Source organism: Streptomyces sp. NPDC001002 (genome assembly GCF_053599215.1).
The window spans coordinates 80,065-99,974 of record NZ_JBSFLV010000010.1 but is presented as its reverse complement, the minus strand read 5'-3'; the positions used below and the strand labels follow the sequence as shown (position 1 = coordinate 99,974).

Annotated in this window: 20 protein-coding genes; 11 read left to right on the top strand and 9 right to left on the bottom strand. The window is 70.0% G+C overall.

All coding sequences use genetic code 11. The features are described from left to right. Positions 1 to 88: 88 nt before the first annotated feature. Entirely contained in the window at positions 89 to 646 is a 558-nt protein-coding gene (locus ACWDR3_RS07985) for a TetR/AcrR family transcriptional regulator (protein ID WP_450351617.1), read from the top strand. Positions 647 to 712: 66 nt separating this feature from the next. Here the strand turns inward: ACWDR3_RS07985 and ACWDR3_RS07980 are convergent, their stop codons facing one another. Next, positions 713 to 1,327 (bottom strand): murein hydrolase activator EnvC family protein, encoded by a 615-nt coding sequence (locus ACWDR3_RS07980; RefSeq protein ID WP_450351601.1) that lies wholly within the window; start codon positions 1,325 to 1,327, stop codon positions 713 to 715. Positions 1,328 to 1,596: 269 nt separating this feature from the next. Here ACWDR3_RS07980 and rpsB point away from each other — a divergent pair, with 269 nt between their 5' ends. The 5 genes from rpsB to ACWDR3_RS07955 all read left to right on the top strand — a co-directional run bounded on the left by rpsB (position 1,597) and on the right by ACWDR3_RS07955 (position 6,357). Next, positions 1,597 to 2,565 carry a 30S ribosomal protein S2 gene (gene rpsB, locus ACWDR3_RS07975; RefSeq protein ID WP_450351600.1) on the top strand — a complete coding sequence of 323 codons (969 nt, stop codon included), beginning with the start codon at positions 1,597 to 1,599 and terminating at the stop codon, positions 2,563 to 2,565. Positions 2,566 to 2,746: 181 nt separating this feature from the next. Beyond that, positions 2,747 to 3,583: a translation elongation factor Ts gene (gene tsf, locus ACWDR3_RS07970; protein WP_450351599.1), complete on the top strand. Its 837-nt coding sequence runs from the start codon at positions 2,747 to 2,749 to the stop codon at positions 3,581 to 3,583. A gap of 189 nt (positions 3,584 to 3,772) precedes the next feature. After that, a complete protein-coding gene (gene pyrH, locus ACWDR3_RS07965) occupies positions 3,773 to 4,531 on the top strand; it encodes a UMP kinase (RefSeq protein WP_450351598.1) in 759 nt (252 codons plus the stop codon). Between the two features lie 147 nt (positions 4,532 to 4,678). Further along, positions 4,679 to 5,236, top strand: coding sequence for a ribosome recycling factor (frr, locus tag ACWDR3_RS07960; RefSeq protein ID WP_280880122.1), 558 nt, complete (start codon positions 4,679 to 4,681; stop codon positions 5,234 to 5,236). Continuing rightward, a complete protein-coding gene (locus tag ACWDR3_RS07955; RefSeq protein ID WP_450351597.1) occupies positions 5,236 to 6,357 on the top strand; it encodes a phosphatidate cytidylyltransferase in 1,122 nt (373 codons plus the stop codon). The genes frr and ACWDR3_RS07955 overlap by 1 nt, the downstream gene beginning before the upstream one ends. 79 nt (positions 6,358 to 6,436) lie before the next feature. Here the strand turns inward: ACWDR3_RS07955 and ACWDR3_RS07950 are convergent, their stop codons facing one another. Next, entirely contained in the window at positions 6,437 to 6,802 is a 366-nt protein-coding gene (locus tag ACWDR3_RS07950) for a hypothetical protein (RefSeq protein ID WP_450351596.1), read from the bottom strand. 142 nt (positions 6,803 to 6,944) lie between these two features. On the opposite strand from ACWDR3_RS07950, the gene rlmN reads away from it, so the two are divergent. From rlmN to ACWDR3_RS07925, 5 genes are all read left to right on the top strand, one after another. Next, positions 6,945 to 8,051 carry a 23S rRNA (adenine(2503)-C(2))-methyltransferase RlmN gene (rlmN, locus tag ACWDR3_RS07945; RefSeq protein ID WP_450351595.1) on the top strand — a complete coding sequence of 369 codons (1,107 nt, stop codon included), beginning with the start codon at positions 6,945 to 6,947 and terminating at the stop codon, positions 8,049 to 8,051. A 127-nt stretch (positions 8,052 to 8,178) separates the two neighbouring features. Then, positions 8,179 to 9,258 (top strand): thiamine ABC transporter substrate-binding protein, encoded by a 1,080-nt coding sequence (locus ACWDR3_RS07940; protein WP_450351594.1) that lies wholly within the window; start codon positions 8,179 to 8,181, stop codon positions 9,256 to 9,258. Positions 9,259 to 9,320: 62 nt separating this feature from the next. Beyond that, complete coding sequence (locus ACWDR3_RS07935) at positions 9,321 to 10,922, top strand: ABC transporter permease (protein WP_450351593.1); 1,602 nt, start codon at positions 9,321 to 9,323, stop codon at positions 10,920 to 10,922. 36 nt (positions 10,923 to 10,958) lie between these two features. Continuing rightward, a complete protein-coding gene (locus ACWDR3_RS07930) occupies positions 10,959 to 11,978 on the top strand; it encodes an ABC transporter ATP-binding protein (RefSeq protein ID WP_450351616.1) in 1,020 nt (339 codons plus the stop codon). A gap of 110 nt (positions 11,979 to 12,088) precedes the next feature. Beyond that, the gene (locus ACWDR3_RS07925; protein ID WP_450351592.1) at positions 12,089 to 12,886 is read left to right on the top strand and encodes a maleylpyruvate isomerase family mycothiol-dependent enzyme; all 798 of its coding nucleotides are present in this window, start codon (positions 12,089 to 12,091) and stop codon (positions 12,884 to 12,886) included. Positions 12,887 to 12,995: 109 nt separating this feature from the next. Here ACWDR3_RS07925 and ACWDR3_RS07920 read toward each other — a convergent pair whose 3' ends face one another. The 7 genes from ACWDR3_RS07920 to ACWDR3_RS07890 form a co-directional block, all read right to left on the bottom strand. Next, positions 12,996 to 13,697 carry an LAETG motif-containing sortase-dependent surface protein gene (locus ACWDR3_RS07920; protein ID WP_450351591.1) on the bottom strand — a complete coding sequence of 234 codons (702 nt, stop codon included), beginning with the start codon at positions 13,695 to 13,697 and terminating at the stop codon, positions 12,996 to 12,998. 160 nt (positions 13,698 to 13,857) lie between these two features. Beyond that, positions 13,858 to 14,979: an LOG family protein gene (locus ACWDR3_RS07915; RefSeq protein ID WP_450351590.1), complete on the bottom strand. Its 1,122-nt coding sequence runs from the start codon at positions 14,977 to 14,979 to the stop codon at positions 13,858 to 13,860. A gap of 22 nt (positions 14,980 to 15,001) precedes the next feature. Further along, a complete protein-coding gene (locus ACWDR3_RS07910; RefSeq protein WP_450351589.1) occupies positions 15,002 to 15,409 on the bottom strand; it encodes a VOC family protein in 408 nt (135 codons plus the stop codon). Positions 15,410 to 15,525: 116 nt separating this feature from the next. Beyond that, complete coding sequence (locus ACWDR3_RS07905; RefSeq protein WP_450351588.1) at positions 15,526 to 16,995, bottom strand: hypothetical protein; 1,470 nt, start codon at positions 16,993 to 16,995, stop codon at positions 15,526 to 15,528. After that, positions 16,977 to 17,717 carry an ABC transporter ATP-binding protein gene (locus ACWDR3_RS07900; RefSeq protein ID WP_450351587.1) on the bottom strand — a complete coding sequence of 247 codons (741 nt, stop codon included), beginning with the start codon at positions 17,715 to 17,717 and terminating at the stop codon, positions 16,977 to 16,979. Before ACWDR3_RS07900 ends, ACWDR3_RS07905 begins: the two co-directional genes overlap by 19 nt. A gap of 200 nt (positions 17,718 to 17,917) precedes the next feature. Then, positions 17,918 to 19,300, bottom strand: coding sequence for an aspartate aminotransferase family protein (locus ACWDR3_RS07895; protein WP_401722859.1), 1,383 nt, complete (start codon positions 19,298 to 19,300; stop codon positions 17,918 to 17,920). Then, positions 19,285 to 19,803: an Lrp/AsnC family transcriptional regulator gene (locus ACWDR3_RS07890; RefSeq protein WP_123997433.1), complete on the bottom strand. Its 519-nt coding sequence runs from the start codon at positions 19,801 to 19,803 to the stop codon at positions 19,285 to 19,287. The genes ACWDR3_RS07895 and ACWDR3_RS07890 overlap by 16 nt, the downstream gene beginning before the upstream one ends. Positions 19,804 to 19,910: the final 107 nt, after the last annotated feature.

Sequence of the window (19,910 nt, the reverse complement as noted above, 5' to 3'; positions counted from 1 at the left end):
CGAGTGACGTCCGTCCCGGCGGAGAGACTCCCGCCCGGGGAGGCACGTCCGTAGAGTGGTTGACGTGCCAAGGATTCGAGCGGCCTCCGTGGCCGAGCACCGGTCGATGCAGCGAGCCGCCCTGCTGGACGCGGCGCGGTCCCTGTTGTCCGAGGGCGGCACGGAGGCGCTGACCTTCCCCGCGCTCGCCGAGCGGACGGGGCTCGCGCGCTCGTCCGTGTACGAGTACTTCCGTTCGCGGGCCGCCGTGGTCGAGGAACTGTGCGAGGTCGACTTCCCGGTCTGGGCCGCGGAGGTCGAGGCGGCCATGGAGCGCGCGGGCTCGCCCGAGGGCAAGGTCGAGGCGTACGTCCGCCGGCAGTTGGCCCTGGTCGGCGACCGGCGCCACCGGGCCGTCGTGGCCATCTCCGCGAGCGAACTGGACGCGGGTGCCCGGGAGAAGATCCGCGCGGCACACGGTGGCCTCGTCGCGATGATCGTCGAAGCGCTGGCGGAACTGGGCCACGCCCAGCCCCGCCTCGCGGCGATGATGCTCCAGGGCGTCGTGGACGCGGCCGTCCGCCGGATCGAACTCGGCGCGGCGGAGGAGCCGTCGGTGATCACGGACGCGGCGGTGAGCATGGCGCTTCGGGGCGTGCGGGGCTGACAGGTCCCTGCGGGGCTGAGAGGTACGTGGCGTCCGAGTCCATGGGTTGACCAGGCGCGACGTCCGTCACCCCGCGTACGAGACCGACTCCGGCGGCAGCGGTACGCCCAGTACCGGCAGCAGGCGGGACGGGCCCGTGCGTAGGAGCCATGGTGGTAGCAGGGTGAGTGGGTCCAGGTAGGCCTCACCTCGCAGCAGGCCCCAGTGGACGCAGGTGACCGGGCAGTGTGTGGTCGTCGGTTCCACCGTCCCGACCGTCTCGCCGGGTGCGACCTCGTCGCCCTTTTTCACCGACGCTCGTACCGGCTCGTAGGTCGTGCGTAAGTCCGTGCCGGTCAGTTCCACGGAGACCACGCCTCGGCCGGCCACCCGGCCGGCGAAGGAGACGCGGCCTGCGGCGACCGCGCGTACCGGAGTGCCCGGGGGCGCGGCCAGGTCCACGCCCCGGTGACCCCGGCCGTACACCGTCGCCGGTGGCTGCCAGCCTCGTAGGACGGAGGGGCGGGTGCCCACCGGCCAGGCGCGGGCGATCGTCGGCGCCCGCTCGCCCGGGGCGGGGGGTGGTGGCTGGGTGTCCGCTCGGGCCCACGGGGCCAGGAGGGCTGTTGCCGAGGCCAGTAGCAGGGCTCCCACCAGGCGCACGTATCGCTTCCACTGCCGTACATCTCGCGTCTCTCGCATGCGAGAACGGTCTCGTGATCCCGCGATCATGGCCGGGATCTGTGGACTACTCACCGGTTGTGGACAGCGGCGTCACCCGGTACCTCCGGGGTCCCGTACACTTCTTCTGGCGATCCGGGTCACCGGGTCGACTTCGCACGCCCCGACACGCGGCCGGCAACGGTCCCTGTCAGCGCCCCTCGGTCCCTCGTGGCACGGCGCATGTGGGCGTCAGGCGCGGAAGCCGTCCGGCATCCGCGGCACAACCGAGAACACCAAGGAGTACGGCCATGGCCGTCGTCACGATGCGGGAGCTGCTGGAAAGCGGCGTCCACTTCGGTCACCAGACCCGTCGTTGGAACCCGAAGATGAAGCGCTTCATCTTCACGGAGCGCAACGGCATCTACATCATCGACCTGCTCCAGTCGCTGTCGTACATCGACCGCGCCTACGAGTTCGTCAAGGAGACCGTCGCCCACGGCGGCACGGTCATGTTCGTCGGCACGAAGAAGCAGGCGCAGGAGGCCATCGCCGAGCAGGCCACCCGCGTCGGCATGCCCTTCGTCAACCAGCGCTGGCTGGGCGGCATGCTCACCAACTTCTCCACCGTCTACAAGCGTCTGCAGCGCCTCAAGGAGCTTGAGCAGATCGACTTCGAGGACGTCGCCGCGTCCGGTCTCACCAAGAAGGAGCTTCTCGTGCTCTCGCGCGAGAAGGCCAAGCTGGAGAAGACCCTCGGCGGTATCCGCGAGATGTCCAAGGTGCCCAGCGCCGTCTGGATCGTGGACACCAAGAAGGAGCACATCGCGGTCGGCGAGGCCCGGAAGCTCAACATCCCGGTCGTCGCCATCCTCGACACCAACTGCGACCCCGACGAGGTCGACTACAAGATCCCGGGCAACGACGACGCGATCCGCTCCGTCACCCTGCTCACCCGTGTGATCGCGGACGCGGTCGCCGAGGGCCTCATCTCCCGCTCCGGTGTCGCCACCGAGGGCAAGGGCGACAAGGCCGCGGGCGAGCCGCTGGCCGCGTGGGAGCGCGACCTGCTCGAGGGTGAGAAGAAGGCGGACGAGGCCGAGGTGCAGACCTCTGCCGAGACCGAGAAGGTCGCCGACGCCGAGCAGGCCGAGGCTCCGGCTGCCGCCGAGGCCGCTGTCGAGGCCCCCGAGGCGCCGGCCGCCGAGGCTGCTGCTGAGGCCCCTGCGGCCGAGGCTCCGGCTGCCGAGGCCCCGGCCGCGGACGCCGAGCAGGCCTGACCGTAAGCGTCAGTGTTGACGGCGGGAGCGGTACTGCATCGGAAGCGCCTTCGGGCGCGGTGAAGTCCGCTCCCGCCGTTCACCTGTAGGTCGGCGGAGAGTCAGCGGCCCCCGACTAGATGGGGGCCCTAGACCCCGTAGATCTTCGATCTTCCAGACTTCCAGAAAGATTCACAGACTCATGGCGAACTACACCGCCGCCGACGTCAAGAAGCTTCGTGAGCTCACCGGCGCCGGCATGATGGACTGCAAGAAGGCGCTGGACGAGGCCGACGGCAACGTCGAGAAGGCCGTCGAGGCGCTCCGGATCAAGGGCCAGAAGGGCGTCGCCAAGCGCGAGGGCCGCTCCGCCGAGAACGGCGCCGTGGTCTCCGTCATCGCCGACGACAACTCCTCCGGCGTGCTGGTCGAGCTGAAGTGCGAGACGGACTTCGTCGCCAAGAGCGAGAAGTTCCAGGTCGTCGCCAACCAGATCGCCGAGCACGTCGCCAAGACCGCTCCGGCCGACCTGGCGACCCTGCTCGCCTCCGAGATCGAGGCCGGCAAGACCGTCCAGGCGTTCGTGGACGAGGCCAACGCCAACCTCGGCGAGAAGATCGTCCTGGACCGCTTCGCGGCCTTCGCCGACGGCTTCGTGACGGCGTACATGCACCGCACGATGCCCGACCTGCCCCCGCAGATCGGTGTCCTGGTCGAGCTGGACAAGCCGAACGCCGAGGTCGCCCGCGGTGTCGCCCAGCACATCGCCGCCTTCGCGCCGAAGTACCTCTCCAAGGAGGACGTGCCGGCCGAGGTCGTCGAGTCCGAGCGCCGCGTCGCCGAGGAGACCACCCGCGCCGAGGGCAAGCCCGAGGCCGCGATCGCGAAGATCGTCGAGGGTCGCGTCAACGGCTTCTTCAAGGACGCGACGCTGCTCGGTCAGCCCTACGCGCTCGACCCCAAGAAGTCCGTCCAGAAGATCCTGGACGAGGCCGGTGTCACCCTGAAGCGCTTCACGCGCATCAAGGTCGGCATCTGAGTCCGTGCCGCGATCGGCGCCCGGCCCCGATAGGGTCGGACGCAGTCGTCCGGTACGCCGTCACGCGCGCGCGTGACGGACGACAGCAGATCTGACGAGGAGGCCATTGCCGAGCATGGGATGCGATCGACACCCCACCGGCAGTGGCCTTCTTTGTATGTGCACGACGTGAAAGAGGCGGGATCTCCCATGACCACCAAGCCCCAGAAGAGCGACGACGGCAAAGTACGCGGCCGGTTCATGTTGAAGCTGTCCGGAGAAGCCTTCTCCGGCGGCGGGGGCCTGGGCGTCGACCCCGACGTCGTGCACAAGATCGCGCGCGAGATCGCGGCCGTCGTGCGGGACGGCGCCCAGGTCGCCGTCGTCATCGGCGGCGGCAACTTCTTCCGCGGTGCCGAACTCCAGCAGCGCGGCATGGACCGGGCCCGCTCGGACTACATGGGCATGCTCGGCACGGTCATGAACTGCCTCGCCCTCCAGGACTTCCTGGAGAAGGAGGGCATCGACAGCCGGGTGCAGACCGCCATCACCATGGGCCAGGTCGCCGAGCCCTACATCCCGCTGCGCGCCGTGCGCCACCTGGAGAAGGGCCGCGTGGTCATCTTCGGTGCCGGTATGGGCATGCCGTACTTCTCCACCGACACCACCGCCGCCCAGCGCGCCCTGGAGATCGACGCCGAGGCGCTGCTGATGGGCAAGAACGGCGTGGACGGCGTCTACGACTCCGACCCGAAGGCCAACCCCGAGGCCGTCAGGTTCGACTCCCTCAGCTACGGCGAGGTCATCACCCGCGACCTCAAGGTCGCCGACATGACCGCCATCACGCTGTGCCGCGACAACAAGCTTCCGATCCTGGTCTTCGAGCTTCTGGCCGAGGGCAATATCGCCCGCGCCGTCAAGGGTGAGAAGATCGGCACCCTGGTGGGTGAACAGGGCAGCCGGGACTGACGGGCAACACCACCCACGGACCCTGACCGGGGGATGGACAATGTCCTGCCGGTCGGGAACCGTGCAGAAAGAAGACGCGACGCAGCCGGCCGCCGCCCCATCAAGGAACCGCAGCCGGGCCTCACTCAAGACACGCAGGAGCAAGTGGTGATCGAAGAGACCCTCCTCGAGGCCGAGGAGAAGATGGAGAAGGCCGTCGTGGTCGCCAAGGAGGACTTCGCCGCGATCCGTACCGGTCGAGCGCACCCGGCGATGTTCAACAAGATCGTGGCCGACTACTACGGTGCGCCGACGCCGATCAACCAGCTGGCTTCGTTCTCCGTGCCGGAGCCGCGCATGGCCGTGGTGACCCCGTTCGACAAGACCGCCATGCGCAACATCGAGCAGGCGATCCGCGACTCGGACCTGGGCGTCAACCCGAGCAACGACGGCAACATCATCCGGGTGGTGTTCCCCGAGCTGACCGAGGAGCGCCGCAAGGACTACATCAAGGTCGCCCGGACCAAGGCCGAGGACTCCAAGATCTCGATCCGCTCGGTGCGCCGCAAGGCCAAGGACACCATCGACAAGCTGATCAAGGACGGCGAGATCGGTGAGGACGAGGGCCGCCGTGCGGAGAAGGAGCTCGACGACACCACGCACAAGTACGTCGCCCAGGTGGACGAGCTCCTGAAGCACAAGGAAGCGGAGCTGCTCGAGGTCTGATGAACGACTCTTCCTGGGGGGCGCCGCCACAGACCGGGTACTGGGGGCCGTCCGACCAGGGGCCTGTCCAGGGGGCTGCCCCGGCGGGTCCCGCCTACGATGCGCCTGAGGCGCAGCAGACTCGCCCCATGCCCATCGTGCCCGACGGACCCGCGTACGGCGGAGACCAGGATGACGACCAGGGGGCCGCTCGCACGGGCGGTCCCTTGTTCCGCGACGAATCGCCGCAGGCGCAGCCCTACGCCGCGCCGCAGAATCCGGAGCCCATGTCCGACGCCCCGCAGCCGGCGCCCCGCCCGCAGAAGAAGAGCGCGGGACGCGACCTGGGTGCGGCCATAGGAGTCGGCGTCGGGCTCGGTGCCGTGATCGTCGCGTCCCTGTTCGTCGTCAAGGCCGCCTTCGTCGGGGTGATAGCTGTCGCCGTCGTCGTCGGTCTCTGGGAGCTGACCAGTCGGCTCCAGGAGCGCAAGGGCATCAAGGCACCCTTGGTCCCGCTGGCGCTCGGCGGCGCGGCGATGGTCGTCTCCGGGTACGTCCGGGGCGCCGAGGGGGCCTGGGTCGCCATGGCGCTCACGGCGCTCGCCGTCCTCGTATGGCGTATGACGGAGCCGCCCGAGGGTTACCTCAAGGACGTCACGGCGGGTGTCTTCGCGGCCTTCTACGTGCCTTTCCTGGCCACGTTCGTCGCGATGATGCTGATGGCCGACGACGGGCCCTGGCGGGTCCTGACGTTCCTGGTGCTGACCGTGGTGAGCGACACGGGCGCGTACGCCGTCGGCTGGCGCTTCGGCCGGCACAAGCTCGCCCCGCGCATCAGCCCCGGCAAGACCCGCGAGGGGCTGCTCGGCGCGGTGGGCTTCGCCATGGTGGCGGGCGCGCTGCTCATGGAGTTCCTGATCGACGACGGCACCTGGTGGCAGGGCCTGCTGCTGGGTCTCGCGGTCGCGGCCAGCGCCACGCTGGGCGACCTCGGCGAGTCGATGATCAAGCGGGACCTCGGCATCAAGGACATGGGCACGCTGCTGCCCGGCCACGGCGGCATCATGGACCGCCTGGACTCCCTCCTGCCGACGGCTCCGGTGGTGTGGCTGCTGCTGGTGCTGTTCGTGGGGTCCGGCTGACGGATCGAACCGCTGGAGCCCCTGCCCTGTTTGCCGGGCGGGGGCTCCCGTGCGTTCTACGAGGCGTTCCAGAGACGTTCTACGAGCAGACGTCCTTGAACTTGTCGGCCGCCTTGTCGATCTTGTCGGAGTCGGGGTGCTCGCCGTCGAGAATCGCCTTGTTGTAGTCGGCGATCGCCTTGTTCAGGTCGCGCACGGCCTTCCCGACCTTGCTGTCGTCGCTCCTGACCTCGATCTCGTCGAGCTTCTCGGAGTCGGGTGCGTCATGGATCGCTCTGAGGCTGTCGACGAAGTCGTCGTAGCTCCGCGCGCAGTCCAGGGAGTTGTCGATGGAGTCGGGGTCGTCGGGGTCGCATCCGGTGGCGAGCCCGGCGGTCAGGGCGACCGCTGCCACGGCGGTGGCGATGGTGGTGATACGGCGTCGGCGTCGGAGGTCGGCGGCCATGGGAGGGTCCCCTCGTGGATGGCTCGGGTGCTGCTCTGTGGGGTCCACGATTCCGGGGCGAGGGGTGCCGGGACGATGGCGTACGTACCCGTATCCACAGTGGAGCGGGCTACACCGGGGGATCTGCGACACTGGATGGGTTATGCCTGCACCCGGAGAACTCACTTTCGTCGCCCCGCGCGGAGCCAAGAAGCCGCCGCGGCATCTCGCCGATCTCACTCCCGCCGAGCGCAAAGACGCTGTGGCCGAGGTCGGGGAGAAGCCGTTCCGTGCCAAGCAGCTCTCGCAGCACTACTTCGCGCGGTACGCGCACGACCCGGCGGAGTGGACCGACATCCCGGCCGGCTCGCGGGAGAAGCTGCGCGAGGCGCTGCTGCCCGAGCTGATGACCGTCGTACGGCATCTGTCGACCGACGAGGGCACCACGCGCAAGACGCTGTGGCGGCTGTTCGACGGGACGCTCGTCGAGTCCGTGCTGATGCGGTACCCGGACCGGGTGACCATGTGCATCAGTTCGCAGGCCGGGTGCGGGATGAACTGTCCGTTCTGCGCCACCGGGCAGGCCGGGCTCGACCGGAATCTGTCCAGTGCCGAGATCGTCCACCAGATCGTGGACGGGATGCGGGCGCTGCGAGATGGAGAGGTGCCTGGGGGGCCCGCGCGGCTGTCCAACATCGTCTTCATGGGGATGGGCGAGCCGCTCGCCAACTACAAGCGGGTCGTGCAGTCCATTCGCGCGCTCACCGACCCCGCCCCCGACGGGCTCGGGCTGTCGCAGCGCGGGATCACCGTGTCGACGGTCGGCCTTGTGCCCGCGATCCACCGGTTCGCCGACGAGGGCTTCAAGTGCCGGCTCGCGATCTCGCTGCACGCGCCCGACGACGAGCTGCGCGACACCCTCGTCCCCGTGAACACGCGGTGGAAGGTGCGCGAGGTCCTCGACGCCGGGTTCGAGTACGTGCAGAAGAGCGGGCGCCGGCTGTCCATCGAGTACGCGCTGATCCGGGACATCAACGACCAGGCGTGGCGCGGGGACCGGCTGGGCCGGCTGCTCCGGGGCAAGCCCGTGCACGTCAATCTGATTCCGCTGAACCCGACCCCGGGCTCGAAGTGGACCGCGTCCCGGCCCGAGGACGAGAAGGCGTTCGTCGAGGCCATCGCGGCGCACGGGGTGCCGGTCACCGTCCGGGACACCCGCGGTCAGGAGATCGACGGGGCCTGTGGCCAGCTGGCGGCCACCGAGCGGTAATCTTTACTCCGTACGTACATCTTCATATCCGACAGGGGAGCGCGACAGCGCTGAGAGTGCGGCAACCGGGCCGCAGACCCTCTGAACCTCGCCCAGGTCATTCTGGGTAGGAAGTTCGGTCATCACCGTGAACACCAATAAATATTGGGCTGCCGTCGTCTGTCTCGGTCTCGGCGCGCTCTCCGCGTGCGGGTCCTCCGACGGCGGCAGCGGCTCGTCCGCCGACTCCAAGAGCGTCACGCTCGTCAGCCATGACTCGTGGGCCGTCTCCAAGAGCGTGCTCCAGGACTTCGAGAAGAAGTCCGGCTACAAGGTGCGGGTCCTCAAGGACGGCGACGCCGGGCAGGCCGTCAACAAGGCCATCCTCACCAAGGACAACCCCCAGGGCGACGTCTTCTTCGGCGTCGACAACACCCTGCTCTCCCGGGCGCTCGACAACGGACTGTTCCAGCCGTACGAGGCCAAGGGGCTCGGCCAGGTCGACACCGCGTACCAGCTCGACGCCGGCAAGCACCGGGTCACGCCGATCGACTACGGCGACATCTGCGTCAACTACGACAAGAAGTACTTCGCCGACCACAAGCTGGCCCCGCCCACGTCCTACGACGATCTGGTCAAGCCCGCCTACAAGAACCTCCTCGTCACCGAGAACGCGGCCACCTCCTCGCCCGGCCTCGGCTTCCTGCTCGGGACCGCCGCGAAGTACGGCGACGACGGGTGGGAGGGCTACTGGAAGAAGCTCAAGGCGAACGGCGTGAAGGTCGTCGACGGCTGGGAGCAGGCCTACAACGAGGAGTTCTCCGGTTCCGCCGGCGGCAAGAAGGCCAAGGCGGACCGGCCGCTCGTCGTGTCGTACGCGTCCTCGCCGCCCGCCGAGGTGATCTACGCCGACCCGAAGCCGACGACCGCGCCGACCGGTGTCGCGACGGGCACCTGCTTCCGGCAGATCGAGTTCGCGGGCCTGCTCAGCAACGCGAAGAACACCACGGGCGGCAAGGCGCTCATCGACTTCCTGGTCACCAAGGAGTTCCAGGAGGACATGCCGCTGAACATGTTCGTCTACCCGGTGCTCAAGGGGGCGGCCGTGCCCGCCGAGTTCACCAAGTACGGGCCCGCCGCGAAGGATCCCGAGACCGTGGCCCCCGACAAGATCGCCGCCGACCGCGACCAGTGGGTCAAGTCGTGGACCTCACTCGTACTGAAGTAACCGATGTAGCCGGCCCGGCGGTTCACGCGAGCTGTACGGGGAACGCGGCGCGGCTCGGGCTGATGGCCCTGCCCGTCGCGTTCTTCGGCGCCTTCTTCGCCTGGCCGGTCGCCGCGATCGTCGCGCGCGGCCTCAAGGTCGACGGGGTATGGCAGTTCGGCCGGATCACGGACGTCCTCGGACAGTCCGACATCCGGCACGTGCTGTGGTTCACCACCTGGCAGGCCCTCGCCTCCACCGCGCTCACCCTCGCGATCGCCCTGCCCGGCGCCTACGTCTTCGCCCGCTACGACTTCCCCGGCAGACACGTCCTGCGCGCGGTCGTCACCGTCCCCTTCGTGCTGCCGACGGTCGTCGTCGGCACGGCGTTCCTGGCGCTGGTCGGGCGCGGGGGAGTGCTCGACGAGTGGTGGGGCGTACGCCTGGACACGACCGTCTGGGCCATCCTGCTGGCGCACGTCTTCTTCAACTACGCGGTCGTCGTACGGACCGTGGGCGGGCTCTGGGCGCAGCTGGACCCGCGGCAGGAGGAGGCGGCCCGGATGCTCGGGGCCTCGCCGCTGCGGGCCTGGCGCAAGGTCGTGCTGCCCGCGCTGGCGCCCGCCGTGGCCGCCGCCGCGCTGATGGTCTTCCTGTTCACCTTCACCTCCTTCGGGGTGGTGCAGATCCTCGGCGGGCCGACCTTCTCCACCCTGGAGGTGGAGATCTACCGGCAGACCTCCGAGATCTTCGACCTCTCCACGGCCGCCGTCCTCACGATCGTCCAGTTCGTCGCGGTCGGCGCGATCCTCGCCGTGCATGCCTGGACCGTACGGCGGCGGGAGACCGCGCTGCGGCTGGTGGACGCGTCGACGACGGCACGCAGGCCGCGCGGAGCCCGGCAGTGGGCGCTGCTGGCCGGGGTCCTCGCCACCGTCCTGGTCCTCCTCGTGCTGCCGCTGGCCGTGCTGGTGCAACGGTCCCTGGACGCACCGGACTTCGGCTACTACCGGGCCCTCACCTCCGACGACGGCGGGACCTTCCTCGTCCCGCCGATCGAGGCCATCGGCAACTCCCTCGAATACGCCCTCGCCGCGACCGGGATCGCCGTACTGATCGGAGGCCTGGCCGCCGCGGCCCTCGCGCGCAGGGACGCGGGTCGACTGGTGCGGGGCTTCGACGCGCTGCTGATGCTGCCGCTCGGGGTGTCCGCGGTGACCGTCGGGTTCGGCTTCCTGATCGCCCTGGACGAGCCGCCGTTGGACCTCAGGAGCAGCTGGATCCTGGTGCCGCTGGCGCAGGCACTGGTGGGCGTGCCGTTCGTCGTACGGACCATGCTGCCCGTGCTGCGGGCCGTGGACGGACGATTGCGGGAGGCGGCGGCGGTGCTCGGGGCCTCGCCCTGGCGGGTGTGGCGCGAGGTCGATCTGCCGTTGGTGCGGCGGGCGTTGCTGGTCGCGGCCGGGTTCGCGTTCGCGGTGTCGCTGGGGGAGTTCGGCGCGACGGTGTTCATCGCGCGGCCCGACAACCCGACCCTGCCGGTCGCGGTGGCGCGGCTGCTCGGGCGGCCCGGCGACCTCAACTACGGGCAGGCGATGGCCCTTTCGACGATTCTGATGGTGGTGTGCGCGGTGGCGCTGCTGGTCCTTGAGCGGCTCCGCACCGACCGGACGGGGGAGTTCTAGATGCCGCCGAACACGCAGGTGAACATGCCGCCGAACATGCTGCTGAGCCTTGAGGACACGACCGTGCGGTTCGGCGAGCGGGCCGTGCTCGACGCCGTCGGGCTCGATGTCGCCGAGCACGAGATCGTGTGCGTGCTCGGGCCCAGCGGCAGCGGCAAGTCGACGCTGCTGCGGGCGGTGGCCGGGCTGCAACCCCTTACCGCCGGGCGCGTGTTGCTCGACGGGAGCGACCAGGCGGGTGTGCCGGCGCATCGGCGGGGCGTCGGCCTGATGTTCCAGGACCACCAGCTGTTCCCGCAGCGGGACGTCGGCGGAAACGTAGCCTTCGGGTTGCGCATGCACGGCGCCTCGAAGAGCGAACAGGCGGAGCGTGTAAGGGAGTTGCTCGACCTCGTCGGGCTGCCGGGTGCGGGGCGCCGGGCCGTCGGCTCGCTCTCCGGCGGTGAGCAGCAGCGCGTGGCGCTCGCCCGTGCGCTGGCGCCCCGGCCCAGGCTGCTGATGCTGGACGAACCGCTCGGACAGCTCGACCGCTCGCTGCGGGAGCGGTTGGTCGTCGAACTCCGGGAGCTGTTCGGCCGGTTGGGCACCACCGTGCTCGCCGTGACCCACGACCAGGGCGAGGCCTTCGCGCTCGCCGACCGGGTCGTGGTGATGCGGGACGGGCGGATCGCGCAGTCCGGTACGCCCCTTGAGGTGTGGCAGCGGCCGGTGGACGAGTTCGTGGCCCGGTTCCTCGGCTTCGACAACGTGGTCGAGGGCACGGTGGCCGGGCAGGTCGCGGTCACGCCCTGGGGCAAGCTCCCCGTGCCCGAGAGCGCCCTCCAGGGGCCGCGCACGCTCCTCGTACGGCCCGCCGGCGTACGCCTGTTGCCCGCCGACGAGGGCCTGCGCTGCACGGTGACCGCGCGCACCTTCAAGGGCACCCACGTCGCCCTGCACCTGCAGCCGGCGGACGCGCCCCGGCTGGAGGCGGCGTGCGCGCTGCGGGAGGCGCCGGAGGTGGGGGACGCGGTCGGGGTGGAGTTCGACGGGGCCGAGATCGTCGTGCTCGGCTGATCCTCGTACGTGGTCGGTCGTCGTGCTCGGCCGACCCTCGTACTCGGCCGATCCGCGTACCCGGAAAATTGTCGTGCTCGGCCGATCGGAGTCTCCGTAGGGTGCGGGGCATGACGCTGCTCGCACATGACCGCTACTGCGCCGAGATCGCCCACCAGGTGGCCGAGTTGAGAGCCGTGGTGACGTCCGCCGCCGACCTGTCCGCGACCGTACCGACCTGCCCGGACTGGTCGCTGGAACAGCTCGTACGGCATACGGGCGTGGCCCTGCGCTGGACGGAGTACCTGGTGCGCACGCGGGCCCAGGAGCCCGTCCCCGGCGAACAGGTGCCCGGGGTCGGCGGCCCCGAGGCGCGGGGGGATGCCGCCGCGCTGGACGCGTGGCTCGCGGAGACCGGTGAGAGGGTCGTGGAGACGCTGCGGGAGGCCGGGCCGGACACGGAGGTCTGGGGGTGGGCCGGAGTCCTCGACGCGGGCTTCTGGGCCCGTCGTATGACCCACGAGATCACCGTCCACCGTGCCGACGCCACGCTCGCCGCCGGGCTGCCCTACGAGGTCGCTCCGGAGGTGGCCGCCGACGCGCTCGACGAGTGGCTGGACATCGTGACGTACATCCAGCGGAACCGGCCGCACCCGGCGGCCGAGGAGCTGCGCGGACCCGGCCGCCGCAGCCTCCACCTGCACGCCACCGACACCGCTCCCGAACTCGACGCCGAGTGGCTGGTCGAGCTGACCGAGGACGGGGTGTCCTGGCGGCGCGGGCACGAGCGCGCGACGGTCGCCCTGCGCGGGCCGCTCACCTCCGTGCTGCTCGGCTTCTACCGCCGGCTGCCGCTGGACAGCCCGGAGTTGGAGGTGCTCGGCGAGCGGGAGCTGCTGGAGTTCTGGCTGGAGCGGGCGACGTTCTGAGACCGCGGCCCGCCCCTGGCACCGGGACATGCCGCGGGCACCGTGACATGCCTGTGGCCCGCCCCCTCGATGTTCGGGGACGGGCCACACACATGACCTACGGGAGGCTTCAGCGACCGCTGTTGGCCCCACGACGGCGCATGCCGAAGAAGACGGCTCCGCCACCGACGACGACGAGGGCACCGGCGACACCGGCGATCATCGGGGTGTTGGAGTTGGCACCGGTCTCGGCGAGGTTGGAGTCACCGACCGCCGGGGACGGCGCGTTGCTCGACGTGTCGGCCGGAGTGGTGGTGCTCTCCGACGGCGACGGAGTCGGGCTCTCGGACTCCTCGGCCGGGGGAGTGGTCTCCTCCGACGGCGGCGGCGTGGTGGCCGGCGGGGTCGTCTCGTCCTTCGAGCAACCGGCGGACGGGGTGGTCAGGGGCGAACCCTTGACGTCCTCGTCGATCTGGGTCCGGCCGCTGTCGACCTTCACGTGGACGCGGTACTGGGCGTTGGGCTTCCAGTCCTCGTCGAAGGTGACGGTCGTCCCCTGGGCCGAGCCCTTGACCTCCTGCGGCTGACCGACCGGGGTCTCGCTGCCGGCGGGGCTCTTCAGGAAGACGGTGATGGTCGCGGGGGTACCGGAGGCGTCCTTGTCGGTGACGGTGATGACGCCCTTGTTGCCGTCGCACTTGGCTTCGGCGGAGAACTCACTGATGTTGCAGGCGAGCGCGTTACCGGCAACACCCAGCGCGAGAGCGGTGGTGGCGGCGGCAACGCCCAGGACGCGCGCTGAACGGCGTGCGGTGCGGCGAGATATGGACACGTTTGCCCTTCACGGATGAGCAACTGCGGGGGGCTTGAAAGAGAACTGGGGCGACGTGGTGATGAGTCTTCACGTTCCCCAGGAGACTCACAGGTCTATAAGCGTTCCATAAGGAGTGTCAATGCATATGCACACTTGGAGCGTTGGCTTTGCCGTCTTATTAACCTGCGAGACGTTTCAAGGCCTCCGGAGCCTCCTCGATCCGGTCAACGAGGGCGATACGGGACTCCATCGACCGTTCCCGGGCGAGCGCCCGCAAGAGGGGCCACGCCGGCAGCCGCTCCGTCCAGTGCGCGCGATCGACCAGCACCATGGGCGTCGGTTCGCCGCGCGACTCGTAGTAGTTGGGCGTCGCGTTGTCGAAAATCTCCTGTACGGTCCCGGCGGCGCCCGGCAGGAAGACCACGCCCGCGTTGGAGCGGGCCAGCAGGCCGTCCTCGCGGGTGGCGTTGGCGAAGTACTTGGCGATGTGCGAGGCGAAGGGGTTCGGCGGCTCATGGCCGTAGAACCACGTAGGGATGCCGATCGAGTGGTTGCCCTTGGGCCAGCGGGCGCGCACCTCGAAGGCGCGCTGGGCCCAGTCGGTGATCGAGGGGCTGAACGACGGGGAGGCGGCGAGCAGTTCGCACGCCTCGACCAGCATGGCGTCGTCGTAGGGCGCCGCGTACGCGCCCAGGTTGGCCGCCTCCATCGCGCCGGGTCCGCCGCCGGTCGCCACGGTGAGGCCGGCGCGGCTCAGCTCGCGCCCGAGGCGCGCGGCACCGGCGTACGCCGTCGTCCCGCGCGCCATCGCGTGGCCGCCCATCACGCCCACCACCCGCGCGCCGCGCAGGAGTTCGTCGAGGGCGTCGGAGACCGAGTCGTCGTGGACGGCGCGCAGCATCGACGCGTATATGTCGCCGTCGGCCTTGGTCCGCTGGAACCAGGCGTACGCGAGCGCGTCCGGGGTCCGCTCGTACCCCTTGTCGAGCGAGGCGAACAGCTCGTCGGGTGTGTAGAGCCGGCCGCGGTAGGGGTCGAAGGGCAGGTTCGGGACCGGCGGGAAGACCAGGGCGCCGTCGGCGCGGACCTTCGCGGCGGCCTCCTCGCGCATCGGGCAGCCGAGGAACACGGCGCCCGCGGTGTCGGTGGCGAGCAACTCCCGCGTACGGTCCGTCAGATCGACGGCCTGGACACGGTGTCCGGCGAGGGTGCCGCGGGCCGAGACGGTCGCGTCGAAGTCCTCGACCGTCTCGATCTCGCGTTCGTCGTGGGGGGCCGCATGGGCCGGGCTCGTCTGCACGGGCCCATGCTAGGGGCGTCGATCAGCCCTCGATCGCGGCCGGGTCCATCCACACGATCTCCCAGGAGTGGCCGTCGAGGTCGTCGAAGGAACGGCCGTACATGAAGCCCTGGTCCTGGACGTCGTCGTTGGCGGTGCCGCCGGCCGCGACCGCCTTGTTCACCAGTTCGTCGACCTTCTCGCGGCTCTCGGCGCTCAGACACAGCAGCACCTGGGTGCTCTTGGTCGCGTCCACGATCTCCTTCTTGGTGAAGGTCGAGTAGAACGGCTTGGTGAGCAGCATCGCCACGATCGTCTCGCTGATCACGACGGAGGCCGCGTTCTCGTCGCTGAACTGGGCGTTGATCGAGTAGCCGAGCTCCGTGAAGAACTTCTTGGAGGCGTCGAGGTCGGACACGGGCAGGTTCACGAAGATCATCTGCTGGTACATGGCTGGAAGGCTCCCGTCGAGTGTGTGTCGTTCGGTGGGGTAGACCGGGGGCCGGCGCACAACTCATCGGTGCCGGGAGATTTTTTTCGCGGGTTCGTGGGGCAGCGGGTCAGTGGTCAGCGGGTCAGCGGCAGTGCCGCCAGTTCGGCCACGACCAGGGTCAGCGGGACGAACAGCGTCAGCAGGGCGCCGGCCCGGATCGCGGCGGCGCTGCGCAGCATCGTGGCGGGGGCGCCGAGGCGGACGAGTGCGGCGGTGGTCTCGGCGCGGGCGTGTTTCGCCTCGACGGCTGCCGTCAGCAGGGTCGCCATGGTGCAGCCGGTGACCAGGAGGGTGCCGAGGGTGGTCAGGGGGCCGAAGTCGGGGCCGTTCGTGTCGTAGAGCGCGGTCATGGCGTACGCGCCGGCGGCTACCGCGCAGACGATGCCGAGGGGGCGGCCGATGCGGGTGGACTCCTCCATGAGGACGCGGCCGGCGAGGAGGCGGAGTGCGCCGGGGCGGGCGGACTGGAGCAGGCGTCCGCAGAGGTGGGTGAGGCCGGGGGCGGCCAGGGCGAGGCCGAGGGCGGCGAGTGCGAAGCCGGTGAGGATGGCGGGGGTGCCGGTGGTGACTCCGCCGGGGAGGGCGAGGCGGGGGGTGGGGGTGGTGCGGCTTGCGTATGCCTCTACTGCCAGGCCTGCGGCGAGGATGGCGATGCCCCAGGGGAGGCCGGCGGTTGCGCTGCGCGGTGGGGTGGAGGAGAGCTGGGAGGGCGTTGGGGTGTCCGGCGTTTCTGTGGTGCTGTCCGGTGACGCTGTGGGGGTGGGTTCGCTTGCCCGCGCTTGCGGGGTGCCGCCTCTCTGTGGGACGGGTGCCGCCCTAGCGGCACGACTGCCCGCAGGCTCAGGGGAGTTGGGGGCCGTGGCCTCCCCGTCGAGCGCCGCCCCAGCGGCACGACTGCCCGCAGGCTGAGCCTGTGCTCGCAGACGGGCGCCGAAGCGGCCGTAAGCGCCGAAGGTTTCTCGGTCGTTCGAGCGGGTGTACGCGCCGAAGCGGCCGTATGCCCGGCCAGGGGTGCGGTCCTGGGGTGGGCGGACGTCTCGCGGGCGTAGGACCAGTGCCACCGTCGCCGATGCGAGTGCCGGGACCAGGGACAGCAGAGTCAGGGCTGCCGGGAGCGGCAATGAGCTGTCAGCCGCGAGGAATTGGGAGGCCGCGCCGTCGAACGGCATACCCGTGAGGTCGCCGCGGAGGTGGAGGAAGACCAGGAGCGCGAGCAGCGAGCCGAGGACGCAGGACAGGGCCGTGGTGAGGGCCGAGACGGCCATCAGGCGGGCCGGGCCCAGGCCGATCGCCGCGAGGCCCGGGCGCGGCCTCGTGCCGGGGTCCGTGCGGGCCACCGCCACGGCGAAGTGGACGGTGGCCGCGAGCGGGGTCAGGCACCAGGCCAGCCGCAGCAGCGAGGCGCCGGGGTCGCCCGGGTGGGACATCGCGTAGCCGAGGGTGCACAGGAGCAGGAACCCGGTGCCCGCCGAGGCCACCGCGACCAGCAGACGGCGCAGTTGTACGGCCGGGTGGGCGCCGCGGCTCAGACGGAGAGCGAGCACTCGGGCCGGCCTTCCGACTCGGTGACCGGGGGCAGGTGGACGGTGTTCACGCGCCGTCCGTCAAGGAGGGTGACCGTGCGGTCCGCCAGGGCGGCCGTGTCCGCGTCGTGGGTCGCCAGGACGACCGTGATGCCGTGCGAACGGGCCGCCGTGGTGAGCGTGCGCAGCACCTGGGCGCGGTCGGCGCGGTGCAGCGGGGCCGTCGGCTCGTCCGCGAACAGGACCGTCGGGGCCGGCGCGAGCGCGCGGGCGATGGCGACGCGCTGGCGTTCCGACTGGAGGAGTTCGTGCGGGCGTTTGCGGGCCCGGTCGCCGATGTCCAGGCGCTCCAGCCACTCCAGTGCGGCGACCTTGGCGCGCCGGCGGCTGGTGCCGCGCAGCATCAGGGGGAGGGCGGCGTTCTCCCAGACGTTCAGTTCGGGCACCAGCAGGGGTGCCGGGTCGATCCAGCCGAAGCGGTCGCGGCGCAGCCGTTCGCGGGTCATCGGGCCCATGGTGTGCACCGGCACGCTGTTGAACCACACCTCACCGCGCTGCGCGGGCACCAGCCCCGACAGACAGCGCAGCAGCGTCGTCTTGCCGCTGCCCCGGGGGCCGCTGACGGCGAGGATCTCGCCCTGCTGGACGCCGAGCGAGACACCGCTGAGCGCGGGCGAGCCGTCCTTGTGCTGGAAGTGCAGGGCGCGTGCCCAGAGCACGTCGTTGTCCGGCGGGGCCACCATCCGCGTACACCTCGTTCAGATCCGTATTTCCCGTGCGAATCCCCCGTGCGGGGGAACGAGAGGAGGGCCGATCGGTTACCAGGCACGCTAGGGAGCCGGGCGTACGACCCCGGACAGCACACGGCCCGGGGTGCGCCCATCTCACTCGCATGGGCGCACCCCGGGCCGTATAAACGGCTGAACGGCTGAACTGCCGGAGGCTAGAGCTTCGTCCACGCCTCCGTGAGGACCTGGCGGACGATTCCCTCGATCTCGTCGAAGGTCGACTGGTCGGAGATCAGCGGCGGCGACAGCTGGATGACCGGGTCACCGCGGTCGTCGGCGCGGCAGTAGAGGCCGTACTCGAAGAGCTTCTTGGAGACGAAGCCGTAGAGCACGCGCTCCGACTCCTCGTCCGTGAAGGTCTCCTTGGTGGCCTTGTCCTTCACGAGCTCGATGCCGTAGAAGAAGCCGTTGCCGCGGACGTCGCCGACGATCGGGAGGTCGTGCAGCTTCTGCAGGGTCTGCAGGAAGTTGGCCTCGTTGTCGAGGACGTGCTGGTTGAGGCCCTCGCGCTCGAAGATGTCGAGGTTGGCGAGGCCGACCGCGGCGGAGACCGGGTGGCCGCCGAAGGTGTAGCCGTGCAGGAAGGTGTTGTCGCCCTTGTAGAACGGCTCGGCCAGGCGGTCGGAGATGATGCAGGCGCCGATCGGGGAGTAGCCCGAGGTCATGCCCTTGGCGCAGGTGATCATGTCCGGTACGTAGTCGAACTTGTCGCAGGCGAACATCGTGCCGAGGCGGCCGAAGGCGCAGATGACCTCGTCGGAGACCAGGAGTACGTCGTACTGGTCGCAGATCTCGCGGACCCGCTGGAAGTAGCCGGGCGGGGGCGGGAAGCAGCCGCCCGCGTTCTGGACCGGCTCCAGGAAGACCGCGGCGACCGTCTCCGGGCCCTCGAACAGGATCTGCTGCTCGATCTGGTCGGCGGCCCAGCGGCCGAAGGCCTCCGGGTCGTCGCCGAAGAGCGGGGCGCGGTAGATGTTGGTGTTCGGGACCTTGTGCGCGCCCGGGACGAGCGGCTCGAACGGGGCCTTCAGAGCCGGGAGTCCGGTGATGGACAGGGCGCCCTGCGGGGTGCCGTGGTAGGCGACCGCGCGGGAGATGACCTTGTACTTGGTCGGCTTGCCCTGGAGCTTGAAGTACTGCTTAGCCAGCTTCCAGGCGGTCTCCACGGCCTCGCCGCCACCGGTGGTGAAGAAGACCTTGTTCAGGTCGCCGGGCGCGTGGTGGGCCAGGCGCTCCGCCAGCTCGATCGCCTTCGGGTGGGCGTACGACCAGATGGGGAAGAACGCCAGCTCCTGCGCCTGCTTGGCGGCGGTCTCGGCCAGCTCGGCGCGGCCGTGACCGGCCTGGACCACGAACAGGCCCGCGAGACCGTCGAGGTAGCGCTTGCCCTTGTCGTCGTAGATGTAGGTGCCCTCGCCCCGGACGATGGTCGGGACGGGCGCGTTCTCGTACGAGGACATGCGGGTGAAGTGCATCCACAGGTGGTCGTACGCGGTCTTGCTGAGGTCCTTCTGGCTCACGGTTATCGGGTTCCCCACATGTAGGTCTGCTTCTTCAGCTTCAGGTAGACGAAGCTTTCGGTGGAGCGCACGCCGGGCAGTGACCGGATGCGTTTGTTGATGACGTCCAGCAGGTGGTCGTCGTCCTCGCAGACGATCTCGGCGAGGATGTCGAACGAGCCCGCGGTCATCACCACGTACTCGACTTCCGGCATGTCGGTCAGCGCTTCCGCTATGGACTCGACATCACCCTCCACGTTGACGCCCACCATCGCCTGCCGGCGGAAGCCCACGGTGAGCGGGTCCGTGACGGCGACGATCTGCATCACGCCCTGGTCGAGCAGCTTCTGGACGCGCTGGCGCACGGCCGCCTCGGACAGGCCGACGGCCTTGCCGATCGCGGCGTACGGCCGCCGGCCGTCCTCCTGGAGCTGCTCGATGATGGCGAGGGAGACGGCGTCCAGGTGCGGACTGTTGCCGTTCCTGGACTCGCGGGAGTCCCTGTGCTCTGCGCTTCGACTGGCCACGACCTCACTGTGCACGAGGTCTCAACGGTTCCGCAAGGGCGGACCGATGAAATTCGTTGTTTACGCGACGGAGACCTACGGATTTCGCAGTAATGCGGTGACCAGGGGTGTTGAAAACGTGG